The sequence below is a fragment of the Pseudomonadota bacterium genome (assembly GCA_018817425.1).
In the GTDB taxonomy this organism is placed as follows: Bacteria; Desulfobacterota; Desulfobacteria; order Desulfobacterales; family RPRI01; genus RPRI01.
Map to the genome: position 1 here is coordinate 103148 of JAHITX010000080.1, position 17121 is coordinate 120268.

The following is a 17121-nucleotide window of genomic DNA, read 5'->3' on the forward strand; positions in this document are numbered from 1 at the left end:
TATAAAAGGATTATTTGCTATAAAATGATTGACCGAAGACTTGTTCAAAATTTTGACTGGGGTTTACTTGGTCTTACCATTGTTCTTTCTTTTATAGGTATCATGACTTTATATAGTGCTGTTACTGCCGGCAAATCAGTCCAGGACGTTCTTTTTTTTAAACAAATCATCTGGTTCATTGTAGGTTTTGTGCTGATGATTTTTTCTTTTTTATTTAACTATAAAATTTTAGACAGGTGGGCATTTGTCATATACGGGGTTTGTATTTTACTTCTCGTGCTGGTTTTATTTTTCGGGAAAGCGGCAGGAGGATCAAGGCGTTGGCTGATATTAGGCCCTGTAACATTTCAGCCGTCCGAATTTGCCAAATTAGCCGTTATCTTTGTTATTGCCAGGTATTATTCAAAAATCGTAAGTACAAATGGGTTGTTCCTGAGTGAATTAATAGTTCCTGTAATATTATGTATAATCCCTTTCTCTTTAATTGTGCTGCAACCGGATCTTGGAACAGCCATGCTTATTATCTTAATTGCAGCATCCATGTCGGTATTTGTAAAAGTAGATAAGAAAGCATTTGTATTTATTTTAACAACCGCTGTAGTTACCATTCCAACAGTTTGGTTCTTCTTTTTAAGAGATTATCAAAAAAACAGGATTATTACTTTTTTAAATCCGGAGCATGATCCTCTTGGTGCAGGTTATCATATAATTCAGTCAAAAATTGCAATCGGTTCAGGAATGTTAACGGGCAAGGGTTTTCTTAAAGGGACTCAAAGCGCCCTGTCTTTTTTGCCTGAACAGCAAACTGATTTTATTTTTTCCGTTTTTGCAGAAGAATGGGGGTTTATCGGCTGCATATTTTTACTTCTTGTATTTTTTTTGTTTGTTGCGCGGTGTTTAAAAATCACATATGGAAGCAGAGACCATTTTGGGGCCATATTATCTTTTGGGATTACCGCCATGCTATTGTGGCATATAGTTGTAAATATGGGGATGGCTCTGGGTTTGTTGCCGGTGGTTGGTGTAACATTACCTTTCATAAGTTATGGCGGTTCATCCATAGTAATTACACTCATAAGCATAGGCATACTAATGAATATCAGCATGAGAAGATTTTTATTCAATTAATTATTTTGTTTATCATAAATAGGTATCAAAATAAATAAATTGAATTTATATTGTATAAAATATTTACAAAAAACCTTTGACAAGTTGTTGGCGCCGGTGTTATAGAGCGCCAGATTTAACAATCTTAGAAAAAGTTACTGTTGTGACGGCAAAATAAAAAAGTCATGAATATTATACTGTAATTATTTTCTGAGTCGGCGAAAATCAAATTTTGTGTAATAAAGTTTGAGGCTGTTGGAAGTCATCAGATTTTACGCCTTAATGCGTTCGTACAATGCAATTATTTTAATGCCGCAGCGCTTTGAATCGGATATGGCAGTAAATTATGTTCATGCAGAAGGTACGTTCGTTAAGTGTCAAATTGTGTTTTAAGGCAAAATATTTTGGTTCCAAGGGTCGTTTAAAGTTTAATTGTTTGTTATGGAGGCTGTAATATGATTAATGTGAATCTATCTGTTCTCCCACAGATCGTCAATTTCCTCTTTCTAGTTTGGGCGATGAATATTGTTGTATACAGGCCGATACGCAAAATCCTTATAGAGAGAAAAGATAAAATAAACGGCCTTGAGCAAAGCATTAATAATCTGGGCAAAAGTATCCAGGAAAAAGACGAATCTTATGCTTTGGGAATTAAAAATGCCAGATTAAAAGGACAGAAGGAAAAAGAAGCCTTAATGTCTGTCGCCCAGAATGAAGAACAACAACTAATTGATAAAATAAACAAAAAAGCACAGGAAGACCTATCGCAGATGCGTGAAAAAATCGTAAAAGATACTGAAAGTGTTAGAAAAGCACTGTTGAATGAGGTAGATGCTTGTGCCGATGCTGTTTGTCAAAAAATTCTGGGGAGGGCTGCTTAATGAAAATATATTTTTTCAGAAATAAGAGCCGCGCATTGTTAGTACTGTTTATGTCGTTTCTTTTGATCTTTTCCGCCGGTATTGGTCTCTGTTCCTCCGGAGGCGGCGAGGGCGGTGGTCATACAGTTGGTTGGGTAAACACTGACACTTACCGTGTTATGAATTTTGCGGTATTGGCCATCGGGCTTTTTCTTCTGCTGAAAAAACCAGCGGCAAACGCTCTTAACGACCGAATCAATGGAATAAAAGAACAGTTAAGTGAATTGGAAACACAAAAAGCAGATACCGAAAAAAGTGTGGCATTGTGTAATGATAAAATAGCCAAGCTTGATAAAGAATCCGAAAAGATAATTGCTGAATATTTAAAGCAGGGTGAAGAAGCAAAAGGCAGAATACTTGATGCTGCAAATGCTTCAGTTTCAAAGTTAGAGGAGCAGGCCCGTAGAAATATTGAGCATGAATTTAAGCAGGCACGGTTAAAGTTGCAGGAAGAGGTAATTATAAACGCTTTGGAAAAAGCTGAAGAAAAAATAAAAAGTAAAATTACTGCAAAAGACCAAGAATTACTAGTAAATGAATATTTAGAGAAGGTGGTGGCATAGTGAAAAATTTAGCTATATCAAGGCGTTATGCTAAGGCACTTCTTCTTATCGGCAAAGAGGACGGGAATGCTGAAGTTTACAGAAATGAGCTGGATGAGTTAACCAGAATGATTGTAAAAGAAAAAGGCCTTGAACAGGCGCTCACAAACCCGCTATATGATGCCGCAGCACGCAAAAAAGTTTTACAAATTATAATTGAAAAAATGAAACTTTCGAAAGCAATGAGATCATTCCTTCTTCTGTTATTTGATAAAGGTCGAATAGGGTTTATAATTACTATTAACGAATTTTATCAGAAACTGGCTGATGAACTTAAAAACGTTGCAAGAGCCAGTCTGGTTTCGGCTACAGAACTTAAATCCGAAACCGTGGAAAAGATCCGTAATACTCTGTCAAAAATGACAGGTAAAGATATTGTTCTGGATGTCAGAGTAGATTCCGGTCTTATTGGTGGTGTGGTTTCCAGAATAGGTGATCTTGTTTTGGATGGTAGCATCAAAACACAATTGCTCAACATGAGAGAATCTTTAAAAAGGGGTGAGAGTGTATAATGGAATTAAGAGCTGAAGAAATAAGTCAGATAATTAAAGGTCAGATTGCTGATTATGACAAGAAAGTAGAGTTGAGTGAAACTGGTGTTGTCTTGTCAGTTGGTGATGGTATTGCCAGGGTATACGGTCTTGAGAAAGCTATGTCTCTGGAGCTGGTAGAATTTCCTGGTGGTATTTTGGGACTTGTGCTGAACCTTGAAGAAGATAATGTGGGTGTTGCTGTTATGGGCGAAGTAACCCATATTAAAGAAGGTGATGTTGTTAAACGTACAGGTCGTATTGCTCAGGTTCCGGTGGGTGAGCCGGTGCTGGGGCGTGTTGTGTCTGCTGTTGGTGAACCTATTGATGGTAAAGGCCCGATAGATGCTAAAGAGTTCAGAAGAGTTGAAATGGTGGCACCTGGTGTTATAGCCAGAAAAAGTGTTCATGAGTCAATGCTGACAGGGCTTAAAGCAATTGATGCTATGACTCCGGTTGGCCGTGGTCAGCGTGAACTTATTATTGGTGACCGTCAGATTGGAAAAACTGCTATAGCGATAGATTCTATTCTGAGCCAGAAAGGGCAGAATGTTTATTGTATTTATGTTGCTTGCGGCCAGAAAAAATCGACAGTTGCCCAGGTTGTTTCCGTTCTGGAAAAACACGGCGCGATGGAATATACGACGGTTGTAGCAGCTTGCGCAAGCGATCCTGCAACATTACAGTATGTCGCACCCTATGCAGGTTGTGCTATGGGGGAATATTTCCGTGATAAAGGTCAGCATGCATTAATTATTTATGACGATCTTTCAAAGCAGGCTGCTGCTTATCGTCAGGTTTCACTTCTTTTGAGACGTCCGCCCGGACGAGAAGCTTATCCTGGAGATATTTTTTATAACCATTCCAGACTACTTGAACGTTCATGCAAATTAAACGACGAACTAGGTGCAGGTTCACTTACTGCCTTACCAATTATTGAAACTCAGGCAGGTGACGTTTCCGCTTATATTCCAACAAATGTTATATCAATTACTGACGGTCAGATATATCTTGAGCCAAGTCTCTTCTTTGCTGGTGTTAGACCGGCGATAAATGTTGGTCTTTCGGTATCACGAGTTGGAGGAGCTGCTCAGGTCAAAGCCATGAAGCAGGTTGCCGGAAGCTTAAGGCTGGATCTTGCCCAGTATCGTGAACTTGAAGCTTTTGCTGCTTTTGGAAGTGATCTTGATAAAGCTACACAAAGACAGCTTACAAGAGGGGCGCGGCTTGTTGAAATATTAAAGCAGCCACAATATAAACCTCTTTCTATGGAAAAACAGGTAACAATTCTTTATGCCGGAACCAGAGGTTTTCTTGATAATTATCCGATAAATGTTCTTGCTAAATATGAGGCCGGTCTATTTACTTATATTTCAGATAGATATCCTCAAATATTCACAGAGCTTGCCGATAAAAAGGCCATAAGTGATGAGCTTGATAAGATTATGACCGAAGCGCTTAAAGCTTATGATGAAGAATTTAAAGATACAATAAAATAAAGCAAACCGGAATTTTATAAATAATCTGTTTTGCGTGATATATAAAGGTTGACTTAAATGGCAACATTAAAAGATGTCCAAATAAAAATAGGCGCGGTAAAGAAGACTAAGCAGATAACAAAAGCTATGAATATGGTTGCTGCTTCAAGACTTAGAGGTGCTCAAACCAGTATGACCGGTTTCAGGCCATATGCAAGCAAATTTGCAGAAGTTTTGGGAAGTCTTGCCGAACGTGGTGGCAGTGGAGCAGCTCCATTACTTGCCATACGTGAAAAGATTTCAAAAATAAATATTGTTCTTTGTACTTCGGACAGAGGTTTGTGCGGTGGATTTAATGCAAACCTTATTGGAAAAGCGGAATCATTCGCTAAAGAAAAAGCAGCTTCGGATATCAAGGTTTCTTTTACTAACTATGGTAAAAAAGGGAGAGACTGGGTAAGAAAAAGTGATTATGAAATTGAAAGTGAATACATCGGAGTTGTAGGAGGAAAATTCGGATTTAATGTATCTGTTAATGCAGGAAGAGAGCTTATAGATGGATTTTTAAACGGAGAATATGATGAAGTTTATGTAGTCTATTCAGAATTTGTAAGTGCGGCCAGACAGATCCCGGTAATCAAGCAGCTTCTTCCGATACCGCCTCTTGAAATAATTGAAAAGAGTGAAGATGAAACCAAACAATATCTTCCTGAACATATATGTGAGCCTTCTCCAGCTGAACTGTTGAATGAAATGCTCCCAAAAAATGTGTTTGTTCAGATCTACAGCGCTCTTTTAGAAACATCAACAAGTGAACATGCTGCAAGAATGGCTGCAATGAACAATGCAACCAAGGCATGCAATGACATTATTGAGAGTCTTACTCTGGCTTACAATAAGGCCCGGCAGTCTGCTATCACCTCGGATCTCATGGATATTGTAGGTGGAGCAGAAGCGCTTAAAGGGTAAGAACTGAATATACCGTGTATAGTTTAGTTTATAGGAGGTCTATAGATGGGAGAAAATTTAGGTAAAATAAAGCAAGTTATGGGACCTGTTGTTGACGTTGGGTTCGAAGAAGGTAAGCTTCCGAATATACTTACCGCACTTCTGATTTCAAATCCGTCAATCAATGATGAACCGGATAATCTTGTTGTAGAAGTTGCACAGCATCTTGGGGATAATGTTGTACGTTGTATTGCCATGGATGTAACAGATGGCCTGGTACGAGGTATGCCGGTTAAAGACACGGGAAACCCGATCATGGTACCTGTTGGTCCGGCTGGTCTTGGGAGAGTATTAAATGTTGTCGGACGTCCGGTTGACGGGCTTGGGCCTGTAAGCCAGGAAAAGATGATGCCGATTCACCGGTTAGCCCCGAAATTTACAGAACAGGATACAACGGTTCGTGTTCTTGAAACGGGTGTAAAAGTTATTGATCTGCTTGTACCGTTTCCCAGGGGCGGAAAAATGGGAATGTTTGGTGGAGCTGGTGTTGGCAAAACAGTTATCATGATGGAAATGGTTCATAACATTGCTATGCAGCATGGTGGTATATCAGTATTTGCCGGAGTAGGTGAAAGAACTCGTGAAGGAAATGACTTGTATCATGAAATGAAGGATTCAGGCGTTCTTCCTAAAGCCGCGCTTATTTATGGCCAGATGACTGAACCGCCCGGAGCAAGAGCAAGGGTTGCGTTAACAGCTCTGACTGCTGCCGAGTATTATCGTGATATTGAAGGACAGGACGTTCTCATATTTATTGATAATATTTTCCGTTTTACTCAGGCTGGTTCCGAGGTTTCGGCACTCTTGGGTCGTATGCCTTCTGCTGTTGGATACCAACCGACTCTTGCAGTTGACCTTGGTGAACTTCAGGAACGTATTACATCTACAGATAAAGGTTCAATTACGGCTGTACAATGTGTTTATGTTCCGGCTGATGACTTGACAGACCCTGCACCTGCAACAACTTTTGCTCATTTGGATGGAACAGTTGTTTTATCTCGGCAAATTGCAGAGCTTGGAATTTATCCGGCTGTTGATCCGCTTGATTCAACATCAAGAATTCTGGATGCTTCTTATATCGGTGAAGAACATTATGGCGTTTCGCGTACAGTTCAGCAGATTCTTCAAAAATACAAAGAGCTTCAGGATATTATTGCAATTCTTGGTATAGAAGAGTTATCTGATGAAGATAGAGTTATTGTTGGCAGGGCAAGAAAAATTCAAAGATATTTATCCCAGCCGTTTCATGTTGCAGAAACTTTTACAGGCATGCCGGGTAAATACGTAAAAATTGAAGACACAGTCAGGGGCTTTAAAGAAATATGTGAAGGCAAGCATGATGATCTTCCCGAACGAGCCTTCTATATGGTCGGTAGCATTGAAGAGGCCAGAGAAAAGGCTAAGCAAATGGCCGAAGAACAGTAATATGTGAGGATAACCGATATGGCCGGAAACATAAAATTAGAAGTTGTTACCCCGGAAAAATCCGTAGTTAGCGAAGAAGCACAGATTGTTATGGCACCTGGTGCAATGGGAGAATTTGGAGTTCTTGTTGGCCACACCCCCTTTTTTACTACATTAAAAATGGGAATTATTAAGTATAAGGATGTAAAAGGTGAAGAAAGGTGCGTCTTTGTTTCAGAAGGGTTTGCGGAAGCTTTGCCTGACAAAGTAACCGTGCTTGCTGAAACTGCGGAACGAAGGCGTGATATAGATATAGAAAGGGCAAAAGCCGCCTTAAAACGTGCTGAAGAACGTTTGGCAAAAGAAAGTGGCAAACAGGATATGGACTTTATGAGAGCTAAAGTAGCTCTGGATAGGGCTTTACACCGCGTCCAGCTTGCTGAAACAAGACGGCAGTAAATTTAGCAGTTATTATTTAACACGAAAAATATAAAATTCTGACGGCATGTTATAATGCCATCAATAAAGATAATAAAAAAGGGGCAGCCAAGAATTAACGGCGTGCCCTTTTTTGGTTTTAAGATATCTTAGTAATGGTTTTATAGTACTGAATAATATACAGAAGATCTCGCCGTATTATCCGTTTTTTTGTTCAAAAATTATCATGAAATCGGTTAAAGCTTTAACACCCTCTATAGTGGTCGCATTATAAATAGATGCGCGGCACCCACCGACGGAACGATGCCCCTTCAAGCCCCCCAGGCCGTTTTTAGTTGCTTCCTGAATGAATTTGCCTTCAAGTTCTTCGCTTGGAAGCCGAAAGGTTACATTCATTAATGATCTGCTGTCAGGAACTGCTGTTCCCTTATAAAAACTGCCGGAATCAAAAATATCATATAAAAGCTTGGCTTTTTCTTGGTTAATCGCTTCTATTTTATCAAGACCACCTATAGTATCTTCCAGCCATTTTAAAACAAGCTGAATAATGTATATGGAAAAGCAGGAAGGAGTATTGTATAAGGAATTGGAAGAAGAAAATGTAGTGTATTTGAGCATTGACGGTAGATTGTCAGGGACAAGTTTGAGCATATCTTCACGTATGATTACCATGCATACTCCTGAAGGGCCTATATTTTTTTGTGCTCCTGCATAAATTATCCCAAAAGGTTTTGGATCAAATGGTCTGCTCATGATATCAGAAGACATATCAGCAACTATAGGTACACCTTTTGTATCAGGGAATTGAGACCATTGTGTTCCTTTTATTGTGTTATTGGATGTAATGTGCGCATAAACTGCTTCACTATTAAACTTAACATTATACGGGATGTAAGAGAAATTATTATCTTTGGAAGACGCAACAATATTTATACTTTTACCAAGTATTTGAGCTTCTTTAATTGCTTTTGTAGACCATGTGCCTGTCTCAACATAATCAGCTGATTTGCCGTCAGGAAGACAATTCATAGGTACCATTGCAAACTGAAGGCTTGCGCCCCCCTGAAGAAAAAGAACTTGATAACCGTCGTCAAGTTTTAAAAGTCTTTTTGTACGGGCAACTGCATCATTTATAATTTCATCAAATGGTTTTGATCTGTGGCTTATTTCTGTTATCGACATTCCAGTTCCGGCATAATTCAAAAATGATTCGTTTACTTCTTCAAGAACATTTAAAGGCAAAGCTGCCGGCCCTGCGTTAAAATTGTAAATCCTGTTATATTTCATAAACCGCCTCCAGTAAATTGTTTCTATCTAATATAAATAACAAATATAAAACTTCTTTTTATGGAGCTTGTTATTGACCAGATTATATATTTCATGTCAACTATATTTTTGTACTATTGTCAACAGCATATCAAAATACCATCTGGGTCATTATTTGACCTTTTATGATATTGATCGTATTATGGGCTCTGGGTCAATGCCGAAATTGTTTATATAATATAAAACAGTTAACAGGAGCAGAGATGAAATCAAAACAACCTATATTTTCTTTAAACAAGAAGGTATTTTTAGCTGGAATTATGATAGCCGCAATTTTTTTCATTGCAGGTTTTTCATATGCCGAAAAACTTACAATTGATCGCTATATTTCACCTGAAGTTTGTGGTGACTGTCATAGCACAGTATATAGCCAGTGGCAAAATTCCATGCATCATCTTTCCCATGAAGATCCTTTATATGTAGCTGTTTCAAAGTATATGCTTTCAGGTTTGAATGATAATGGTGAAATTGCCGAAAGCGAATCATGTGTTAAATGTCATACCCCTGTTGGCAATATTACAGGATATCCTGAAAAAACTTCAGATAACAGAGCTAAGGTTCCTGAAATAGCAAAAAAAGGAATCCAGTGTGATTATTGCCATTCGGCAACCGGTGCGGATAAAATTTATAACAACGGGCTAATTCTTAGTCCGGGGCATGGCGAAGATGATCCGGGCATAAAACGCGGACCATTTAAGGATTCCGAGTCCGATTATCATGAAAGTGCTTTTTCCGAATTTCACACCGATGCAAAAATCTGCGGTACCTGCCACAATGTATCTCATGTATCATTTGATACCAAACTTGAGACTACATATGACGAATGGAAAAACGGACCATACAATAACAAAGATGAAAAACAAAAGATTACCTGTCAGGGTTGCCATATGTATCAACGCCCGGGTATTCCGGCAACAGCATCCACACCAAGACCTCTTAATAAAGGCAGGGCCGCAGATGATGGACCAATAAGGGATCATATCTTCACACATTATTTTACAGGCGCAAATACGGTTGTCCCTGCAAATTTTAATAGTATGGAAAAAAGGGATATGGCAATAGAAAGGCTGACTAATAGCGCCGATATACTTTTAGATACACTTGAGTTAAAAAAAGGAAAGCTTGGTATAATTATAACAAATTCAGGAGCCGGTCACTACCTTCCAACCGGCCTTACGGATGTGCGGCAGATGTGGCTTGAAATTATTATTAAAGATGAAAATAATAATATCGTCTATTCAAGCGGAAAGCTTGATAAAAATGGCTATATAACCGAAGGGACAATAATTTATAACACAATTTTTGGAGACGGAAAAGGAAATCCGGTTTTAAATATTTCAAAAGCCCGTGAAATCTTAAAAGATAAACGAATTCCGCCCAAAGAATCTGTCAGGGAAGAGATTGTATTTCAAAAGAAAAACTTTAAACAGTTATCTGTTTCAGTTAAGTTGTTGTACAGGAGTGCTCCACAGAAATTAATAGATATGGTTCTGGGAAAAGGGAAAAATGTTTTACCTGTAATTACAATGGAGCAAATTGAAACAATGTTTCCGGAAAACGAGAAGGCTGTCAAAGAAGTTTTTGAGCTTTCAGGGGGTGATAGGGGAAGTATTGATTTTCCCCATGAAAAACATGAGAAAGCGGTAAAAGATTGTATGACTTGTCACGATATGTTTCCAAAAAAAATTGGCGCTATCTTTGAGATGAAGGCAGATGGAAAACTTCAAACCAAACAGGCAATGAATTATTGTATAAAATGCCACCGAAAAATGAAAAAGGCAGAAGAACAAACCGGGCCCACATCATGTTCCAAATGTCATAATAAATTATAATTATAACACAGTTCTGTGAAAGAGAGTTTATGTTATCGGAATAAGGCCTTTGCTATAGTAATTATTAACAAAACTCAACAAAAGCGAATTATTTTTATATTGACATAAAAGGCTAATTCCCCTAAGATTTACTATCGGAAAAAAAGTTCTGATCACATACCCCGATAATATAAATGTAATTTATTCAAAACTCTCTAAATTCGACCCCGTAGGAAACCATAATTTAATGATATATTCCTAAAGACAAATTTATTCTGCTATTGGTATCCCATTCAAGTCAGGACATATGTCATAAATAAAGGAGAGCATCCATGAGTGAAATAACATTACAAGACATAAGGCTCAAAGAACATACTTTAGACAATATGCCGCTTCTAAACAGTTTGCGCAGTAACCTGCTTAAAATAAAACCGGCGGTATGCATCGAGCGGGCTGATTTTGTTACCCGTTTTTTAAAAGACATGTCCTCAGACAATGACCCCATGCTAACACGTTATGCCGGAGCGGTGGCATATTTTTTAAAGGAAAAAAAGCCGCTTTTTTTTGACGACAATCTGCTTGCCGGTACTACCTGCTCTAAACCTTTTGGCGCACCGGTTTATCCTGAGTGGACAGGGCTTCATATCTGGTCGGAACTTGAAGTGATCAGCAAACGTGATAAAAATCCTCAAACACTTAACCCTGAAGAAATAGAAAAACTTAATTTTGATATCTTCCCTTACTGGATGGATAGAAGTCCTTTGGAAGTTACAAGAAAGCGTTACAAAAATCCGGAATGCATGAGGCTTTTCGAGCGCATAGTGTTTTTTATAGCAAGCAAGGCGGGAACTATTTCCCACACTGTGCCTTATTATGTGACAGCGCTTGAACATGGAATAGAATATATTATAAATCAGGCGGCAAAAAAGGAGCAGGAAATCAAGGCTAAGGGAAACCTTAATGAAGAAGAACAGCGAAGTATGCTTTTCTACCAGGCGGTTCAAATAGCCTTGCAGGGTATTATTGCATATGCTGCAAACTTGAGCGCGGAAGCAGCTATGCTTGCTAAAAATGAAAGTAATTTAGAGCGCAAAGCAAATTATGAAAAGATGGCAGAAGTTTGCGCCCAGGTTCCTGCAAAGCCGGCCAGGAGTTTCCGTGAAGCTATTAATTCTTTATGGATAATTCAGGTAGCAATTCATGCTGAAAATATCAATATGGCTATGAGCCCGGGTAGGCTGGATCAGATACTTTATCCATATTTTGAGTGTGATATTAAAGCCGGTAAACTAAATATCAAAGAAGCCTTGGAACTAATAGGCTGTTTGTGGCTTAAGCTTAATGACAACACAAATCTTGTGCCGGAAACTGCCGAGGAGTTATTCGGTGGTGCCGGAACGGTTCCGGCCGTAACTGTAGGAGGTGTTGATACCGAAGGGAAAGATGCGGTAAACGATCTTACCTATTTAATGCTGCGTGTAACCGAATTGCTTAAAACCCGTGATCCAAGCTTAAACGCCCGTTATCACCAGAATGTAAACAGCAAGGACTACCGCAACCGGGTAGCAGAAGTTATAGCAAATACCCGCTCTGTACCTGCTGTACATAACGATATTGCAGATATTAAAACTCTTGAAAACCAGGGCATTAAAACCGAACATGCCAGGGATTATGCTGTTATAGGCTGCGTGGAACTGGCTTCTGCAGGGCGCAGTTATGATGCTTCCAGCTCCATCATGCTAAACCTTGCTTCCGTTTTGGAACTTGTCTTATATAATGGCAAAAGGCCGGTTACCGGTGATGAGCAGATAGGCCCTGCAACCGGCGAACTGTCGGCCTTTAACGATTTCGAAGATTTCTGGAACGCCTTTTCAAAGCAGTTTGAGTGGCTTGCCGGAAAAGCTATTGAGCTTAATGAAATGTTCGGCAAGGTTTATCAGGATATTTTGCCATCGCCGTTGCTTTCGGCTTTTTTTGAAGGGCCGATGGAAAAAGGCAAGGATTTAATTTTCGGTGGCGCAATTTATAATTCTTCCGGTGCTACCCATATCGGGTTTGCAGATACTGTTGATTCAATAAGCGCTATTGAAAAGGCTATTTTTATTGACCGCAAATGCACTTTTTCGGAACTTCTTACTGCTATGAAAGCAGATTTTAACGGTTATGATAAGTTGCATGCTTATCTTGTCAACCAAACTCCCAAATACGGCAGTATGGAACCTGAGTCTCAGGCCAATGCCCAGCGGGTAGTAAAATTGTTGTTTGATTTTTACCAAAAACATACCAACTACCGTGGCGGCAAATACAGGCCGGCCTTCTGGACCATGACAAACCATGCCGGTCAGGGCAAGCTTTGTGGTGCATTGCCCAATGGCCGTAAAGCGAATAAAGTTTTTGCAAGCGGCATTACTCCGGTTTCCCAGGCTGCTACCGATCTGGCCTCCTGCCTGCAATCAGTAGGAGGATTGGATCCCCTTTGTATTCCCGGCGGAGAAGCATTCAACTTAAAATATCCGGCTATAAACGGAGCCGAAGATATAGACAGATTCGGTGCAGGCATTGAAACTTATTTTGAATGCGGAGGCTTGCATATTCAGTGCAATATCATGGATTATGAAATGTTGCTTGATGCTAAAGAGCACCCGGATGATTATCCTGAATTGCTGGTAAGAGTTTCGGGGTATTCCGCCTATTTCAAAGATCTTAACGATGCCATGAAAGAAGAGATCATCACTCGTACTGCATATGATCTCAAAAATGGTAAGTCTGTAACATTTCCGGACGCTCACAGTGATATGCTGGGAACAAAATAACTATTACAGGGAGACTGATATCATGTGGGATAAATTGTTAAATATTGTTTTAATGAGAGCAACGCGCGCCAAAACCGCTGCTGACAAGTTTTTGCAAGAAATACAGTCTGAAAAGGCTGAAAGTTTTTTGGATGTACTTTTAAATCTTATGAGTCTTATGCTGTGTATAGATAAAGATTTTAGAAGAAACATCAAAAATTTTAACGCACGTTATCTGTTTTGCAGCAAGGATAAAACAATCACCGTAGCCGCAATATTTAAAGATAATAAAATGAAGGTTGCCAAAAAAGAAATAGGCGATACCAATATTACTGTGACTTTTCGCGATGGTAAAGCGCTCATGAATTTTCTTCTAAGTCCCAAACCTGACATTCTTGGTTCAATATTGAAACAAGATATTACTATAGACGGTAACCTGAATTATATTCATAAATTTGGGTATATGTCCAAAAATTTGCAGTTAAGATATATGCCGAGCTTATAATGCAATGAGCTTTGATAAACAAAGGCCGCTTATATTCGACATTCACCGGTATGCTTTAGATGACGGGCCAGGAATAAGAAGTACAGTATTTTTCAAAGGCTGCCCGTTAAGCTGTATCTGGTGTCACAACCCTGAAGGCATAAGCCCTGAACCCGAACTGTATCATCAGCCGCAAAATTGCATACTTTGCGGTGACTGCTCATCAGTATGTCCTGAAAATGCTATTATTATAAATGGCTTTGTTAAAATTGACCGTGATAAATGCAATAATTGCGGATTGTGTGCATCCGTTTGCCCTGGCAAAGCTATGACTATCAAAGGGCAATATTATGAACCGGAAGAGCTTGTACAAATACTGCTTAAAGATAAACGATTCTTTGAACATTCAAAAGGAGGCGTTACTTTTTCGGGGGGTGAACCAACACAGGACTGTCGTTATCTTGGCCTGGTTTTGCAAAAACTGAAAAAAGAGAAAATTCATATAACACTCCAAACCTGCGGTTTTTTCAACTGGGATCTTTTTGAAAGTACATTGCTTGACATGATCGATCTGATATATTTTGACATTAAATTACTTGCTCCGGATATTCACCAGAGACTTACCGGGCAAAACAATAATATTATTCTTACAAATTTTTCAAAACTTAAAGATGTGGCACACGACAAACTTATATGTTCAATTCCAGTTATAGGTGGATTTACAGCAGATTCAAAAAATATTAAGGCGATAGCCGAATATATTGGTGCTATAGATAATTTATCTTATATCCTTCGCCCATATCACCCCGGAACACTTTTTAAAGCCGCTGCTCTGGGAAAAGATGCTTCGCTCGATCTTTGCTCACAATCCATGCCTTTAGATGAATACCGGGATATTGAACAAATGTTTAGTACTATCGTGAACCAACATCGCACAAGGAGGTAGATAATGGGATTTACTATCACTGGAACCGCTAAATGTAAAGAAAACGGACAAGGCATAGCCGGTCTTACCATAGAAGCATATGATGCCGATTTATTTATTGACGATCTTCTTGGTACTACCCAAACTGATGCCGGTGGTGCATTTGCAATAAAATGTGAAGCCAAAAATGAAATAATCGACAAGCCTGATATCTATTTGAAGGTTAAGAGTGCAAATGGCGATGTCTTAAATAGCACCCGTAATCATATTATCTATGATGTCACAAAAGATCTTTTAATTGATGTAAACATACCAAGCCGGCTTTTGGCTAAATCCGATATAGAACATCAGATTGAAGATCCATTATGCAAGGGCACGCCGGATATAAAAACATGGACTTTCCGTTCAGACAGTAATGTTAAAGATTTCATTTTGAATGAGTTCAATAAAAAACTTGAAAAACATGGTTCGATACTTGAGCTGTTTTACGAATATAAAAGAGTTCTTGATCGCAGCGCAGACAATAATGATCCTGTTTATACTAGCCTTGCAACTTTATTTGATGCAGGCCGGACTCCGGAAATCGTGCAGGGGCATTTTTACGGAATCACGCTTGGGATACGTTGTGGTGAAATGCCGGAGAGCGTAGCTGATTTTGGTAATGTTTTAGGATATATATGGGGCACCACAGCGTCTAACGAAAGCCCCTGGGTGGGCAAAAGCCTCGAACGTGTTGAAGAATCAAAGATGCAGACAATTATTGGAAAACAAGCAAAAGCAAACGAACCTATACTTTTGGGGATAAATCATTTCAATAAAATTTCCACCCGCATTATAAATCCGATAGCCTTTCAGATGTTAAATTCATGGATGAACCTGCATCCGGCTCCTGAAAGTGAACAACGGGCATATGGATGGGAAAAAAACGGAGGCTATTTTATCGGTACCCCGGCTTTTTCCGTATCTGCCAAGTCAGTACGTCCCGTATTTCAGCTAAACTACCGCTATAAGGCTTTAAATAATCCGGTTCCTAATGGCTGGCTTATTGATGAACTTGTAGAGGTTTCTCCCGGTCTGTTTTTGGGACAACTCTGTTACGCAACACGTAAACTGTTACAAGATTATGATCCAAAGCGGCCCCCCGAATATTACAACTATCAGAACTTCGGATATTTTCTTCTTTTAGACAGCAATTGGCATGCCGAGGCACGTCGTCTTTTTCCATATCTGGATATTCCAGCCGATGCCCCAGGCATGAAACAAACCGGAATAGAGGCTAATTTCAAGCAGAATAAATTTAATGACTTTACGTTTCAGGAACCGGCACTGCCGATATGCAATGATAAATTAAAATCTGAAATACTTATTAAAGCAGGAAAGTATCCCACTTTGCTTCATTATCTGAAAACACACTCCAGGGAGCTTAAAGATAATTTGCTAAATAAATCGCCTTATTTTGATCAGCTTTCAGAACTGTTTAACCGTGGGATTGCCCCCGATACTATGGATGGCTTCTACTATGGTGCGCTTATAAGCTGGCATTCGGCAGGCATTTTCGACCTTTTCGGGAAAAACATAATTAATCTGCTTTACACAAGCGTAGCATCTCCTTTTTCCACATGGACAGGTAAACGGTTTGATCCTGTACCCAAAGAAAAACTTATTGAATTCACCGATGGGTATGAAACCGGAAAGGTTAATACTGTATGGGGTTCAAACGGTCAGGCTTTGCGCACCCTTAAAGAGCGTTTTGTAGGACGTCTGATGGATGTGGCCGATATATGGACTGAAAAGGCAACAACAGAAGAAGCCCAGGAATTTGGCTATGATGTTAAGAATTTCTTCTTTATTGCAAGAAAAAACATTTCATTTAATCCTTTAAGCAGTGGTAAAGAAACATTTCAGCTCAACTACCGCTGGCCAATGTTAAAAACGATAATTCCGGATTGTTACTGCATAGATGAGCTGGTTCAGATAGCCGATGGACTTTTTCTTGGCCGATTGATGTATGCCACCAATATAACGGAGCCCTATGATCCGTCCAAAGATCCTGAAATCTATCGATACGGCCTATTCGGATATTTTCTGCTTATGGATTCGGAGTGGCAAAAGATCCGGTTGTCAATTGGATTCGATCTTGAAAATGTTTAAGAAGAATGAGCCACTTTCAAAACGTTTCAGTTTGGTCAAGCTCAAGGCGGGAGAAAATTTCAACCACAGGAATACATTTAGTATTTCGAGGATTGAAATTTGAGCCCAACGCAGAGATCGGCCAAAATGGGGCGTTTTGAAACTG

Annotated in this window: 14 protein-coding genes; 13 read left to right on the forward strand and 1 reads right to left on the reverse strand. The window is 39.3% G+C overall.

Annotated features, from left to right (window positions below):
• The first annotated feature begins 24 nt into the window (after window positions 1-24).
• From rodA to KKC46_14490, 8 genes are all read left to right on the forward strand, one after another.
• A complete protein-coding gene (rodA, locus tag KKC46_14455; protein ID MBU1055009.1) occupies window positions 25-1128 on the forward strand; it encodes a rod shape-determining protein RodA in 1104 nt (367 codons plus the stop codon).
• A 434-nt stretch (window positions 1129-1562) separates the two neighbouring features.
• Entirely contained in the window at window positions 1563-1988 is a 426-nt protein-coding gene (locus KKC46_14460; GenBank protein ID MBU1055010.1) for an ATP synthase F0 subunit B, read from the forward strand.
• On the forward strand, window positions 1988-2590 hold the full coding sequence (locus tag KKC46_14465; protein MBU1055011.1) for an ATP synthase F0 subunit B: 603 nt from the start codon (window positions 1988-1990) through the stop codon (window positions 2588-2590). Before KKC46_14460 ends, KKC46_14465 begins: the two co-directional genes overlap by 1 nt.
• A complete protein-coding gene (atpH, locus tag KKC46_14470) occupies window positions 2590-3141 on the forward strand; it encodes an ATP synthase F1 subunit delta (GenBank protein MBU1055012.1) in 552 nt (183 codons plus the stop codon). The genes KKC46_14465 and atpH overlap by 1 nt, the downstream gene beginning before the upstream one ends.
• Window positions 3141-4658: a F0F1 ATP synthase subunit alpha gene (gene atpA, locus KKC46_14475; GenBank protein MBU1055013.1), complete on the forward strand. Its 1518-nt coding sequence runs from the start codon at window positions 3141-3143 to the stop codon at window positions 4656-4658. Before atpH ends, atpA begins: the two co-directional genes overlap by 1 nt.
• 57 nt (window positions 4659-4715) lie before the next feature.
• On the forward strand, window positions 4716-5606 hold the full coding sequence (gene atpG / locus KKC46_14480; protein MBU1055014.1) for an ATP synthase F1 subunit gamma: 891 nt from the start codon (window positions 4716-4718) through the stop codon (window positions 5604-5606).
• A 45-nt stretch (window positions 5607-5651) separates the two neighbouring features.
• Entirely contained in the window at window positions 5652-7070 is a 1419-nt protein-coding gene (gene atpD, locus KKC46_14485) for a F0F1 ATP synthase subunit beta (protein ID MBU1055015.1), read from the forward strand.
• Window positions 7071-7088: 18 nt separating this feature from the next.
• Complete coding sequence (locus tag KKC46_14490) at window positions 7089-7508, forward strand: F0F1 ATP synthase subunit epsilon (protein MBU1055016.1); 420 nt, start codon at window positions 7089-7091, stop codon at window positions 7506-7508.
• Window positions 7509-7685: 177 nt separating this feature from the next.
• Here KKC46_14490 and serC read toward each other — a convergent pair whose 3' ends face one another.
• Window positions 7686-8774, reverse strand: a complete 1089-nt coding sequence (gene serC, locus KKC46_14495; protein MBU1055017.1) for a 3-phosphoserine/phosphohydroxythreonine transaminase — start codon at window positions 8772-8774, stop codon at window positions 7686-7688.
• Window positions 8775-9016: 242 nt separating this feature from the next.
• On the opposite strand from serC, the gene KKC46_14500 reads away from it, so the two are divergent.
• The 5 genes from KKC46_14500 (at window position 9017) to KKC46_14520 (ending at window position 16976) form a co-directional block, all read left to right on the forward strand.
• Window positions 9017-10645: a cytochrome c554 family protein gene (locus KKC46_14500; protein MBU1055018.1), complete on the forward strand. Its 1629-nt coding sequence runs from the start codon at window positions 9017-9019 to the stop codon at window positions 10643-10645.
• A gap of 311 nt (window positions 10646-10956) precedes the next feature.
• Window positions 10957-13437 carry a hypothetical protein gene (locus KKC46_14505; protein ID MBU1055019.1) on the forward strand — a complete coding sequence of 827 codons (2481 nt, stop codon included), beginning with the start codon at window positions 10957-10959 and terminating at the stop codon, window positions 13435-13437.
• Window positions 13438-13459: 22 nt separating this feature from the next.
• On the forward strand, window positions 13460-13921 hold the full coding sequence (locus KKC46_14510) for a hypothetical protein (protein ID MBU1055020.1): 462 nt from the start codon (window positions 13460-13462) through the stop codon (window positions 13919-13921).
• A gap of 4 nt (window positions 13922-13925) precedes the next feature.
• Window positions 13926-14846, forward strand: a complete 921-nt coding sequence (locus KKC46_14515; GenBank protein MBU1055021.1) for a glycyl-radical enzyme activating protein — start codon at window positions 13926-13928, stop codon at window positions 14844-14846.
• A gap of 3 nt (window positions 14847-14849) precedes the next feature.
• Window positions 14850-16976, forward strand: a complete 2127-nt coding sequence (locus KKC46_14520) for a hypothetical protein (protein ID MBU1055022.1) — start codon at window positions 14850-14852, stop codon at window positions 16974-16976.
• Window positions 16977-17121 lie beyond the last annotated feature (145 nt).

What these genes read in the sequence shown, in the direction of transcription:
- rodA (MBU1055009.1), top strand. Translation starts at nt 25, where the DNA reads ATGATTGACCGAAGACTTGTTCAAAATTTTGACTGGGGTTTACTTGGT.
- KKC46_14460 (MBU1055010.1), top strand. Translation starts at nt 1,563, where the DNA reads ATGATTAATGTGAATCTATCTGTTCTCCCACAGATCGTCAATTTCCTC.
- KKC46_14465 (MBU1055011.1), top strand. Translation starts at nt 1,988, where the DNA reads ATGAAAATATATTTTTTCAGAAATAAGAGCCGCGCATTGTTAGTACTG.
- atpA (MBU1055013.1), top strand. Translation starts at nt 3,141, where the DNA reads ATGGAATTAAGAGCTGAAGAAATAAGTCAGATAATTAAAGGTCAGATT.
- atpG (MBU1055014.1), top strand. Translation starts at nt 4,716, where the DNA reads ATGGCAACATTAAAAGATGTCCAAATAAAAATAGGCGCGGTAAAGAAG.
- atpD (MBU1055015.1), top strand. Translation starts at nt 5,652, where the DNA reads ATGGGAGAAAATTTAGGTAAAATAAAGCAAGTTATGGGACCTGTTGTT.
- KKC46_14490 (MBU1055016.1), top strand. Translation starts at nt 7,089, where the DNA reads ATGGCCGGAAACATAAAATTAGAAGTTGTTACCCCGGAAAAATCCGTA.
- serC (MBU1055017.1), bottom strand. Translation starts at nt 8,774, where the DNA reads ATGAAATATAACAGGATTTACAATTTTAACGCAGGGCCGGCAGCTTTG.
- KKC46_14500 (MBU1055018.1), top strand. Translation starts at nt 9,017, where the DNA reads ATGAAATCAAAACAACCTATATTTTCTTTAAACAAGAAGGTATTTTTA.
- KKC46_14505 (MBU1055019.1), top strand. Translation starts at nt 10,957, where the DNA reads ATGAGTGAAATAACATTACAAGACATAAGGCTCAAAGAACATACTTTA.
- KKC46_14510 (MBU1055020.1), top strand. Translation starts at nt 13,460, where the DNA reads ATGTGGGATAAATTGTTAAATATTGTTTTAATGAGAGCAACGCGCGCC.
- KKC46_14515 (MBU1055021.1), top strand. Translation starts at nt 13,926, where the DNA reads ATGAGCTTTGATAAACAAAGGCCGCTTATATTCGACATTCACCGGTAT.
- KKC46_14520 (MBU1055022.1), top strand. Translation starts at nt 14,850, where the DNA reads ATGGGATTTACTATCACTGGAACCGCTAAATGTAAAGAAAACGGACAA.